The organism is Kistimonas scapharcae (assembly GCF_039540975.1).
Taxonomy (GTDB): domain Bacteria; phylum Pseudomonadota; class Gammaproteobacteria; order Pseudomonadales; family Endozoicomonadaceae; genus Kistimonas; species Kistimonas scapharcae.
On the sequence record NZ_BAABFL010000192.1, the window covers coordinates 1 to 754 of the forward strand.

At 46.8% G+C, this 754-nt stretch carries 1 protein-coding gene; it reads left to right on the top strand.

Annotated elements, in window-relative coordinates:
* The first annotated feature begins 198 nt into the window (after nucleotides 1–198).
* Nucleotides 199–681, top strand: a complete 483-nt coding sequence (locus tag ABD892_RS10340; RefSeq protein WP_345195544.1) for a type I glutamate--ammonia ligase — start codon at nucleotides 199–201, stop codon at nucleotides 679–681.
* The last annotated feature ends 73 nt before the right edge of the window (nucleotides 682–754 follow it).

Here is a 754-nt window from a genome sequence, read left to right on the forward strand (position 1 = left end):
AATTCCGAGACTGGCAAATATTATCGAATACGCCTCATGCTGGCTGCCATGTGGTCTGCACAGGAGTTTTTGAGTACTTACATCGGCAGTACAGTTTTTTAACGCTACTGAAAGACTCAATGAGGAGAAAAATTATAGTCTACTCTCTTTGAGGCCTGATCACGGTTTGTTTCTTTTCTCGTGTTTAAGGAATCCTCCATGTCCGTTATCGCTGAGCGGTTAGCAGAGCAGTCCAGTGTGTTAGTGCGGTTGATCTGGTGTGATAACGCGAATCTGATTCGCGCCAAGGCCTTCCATCGGGATGCGATGGACACATTTCAGTCCACGGGCATTGGGCTGACTGTTGCCAGCCAGGCGTTGTCTGTTGTGAGTGATGCCCTGTGTCCGGATACTGGGCTTTCCGGTACCGGTGAGAACTGGCTCAAACCGGACTGGGATACCCTGAAAATAACCGATTATTCACCGGAGCATGCGACGGTTATTGCGGATATTGTTCAGCAGGATGGAGAGCCATGGCCGCTATGTACACGTTATTTTTTGAAACGTATGCTGGATACGTTGAAGAATGATTTTCAATTGACCATTAAAACCGGCTTTGAATTTGAATTTTATCTGATGCAGGAAAAAGACGGCGAATGGGTGCCTGCCGATCCGTTTACCTATTGTTCCGATTATCCTTAACTCCCGCTTAACGATCTGAAGAAGTAAGGCTAAATTGAATGAAGAGAGCGTCCCCTGTGCTCTTCAGGCAAAA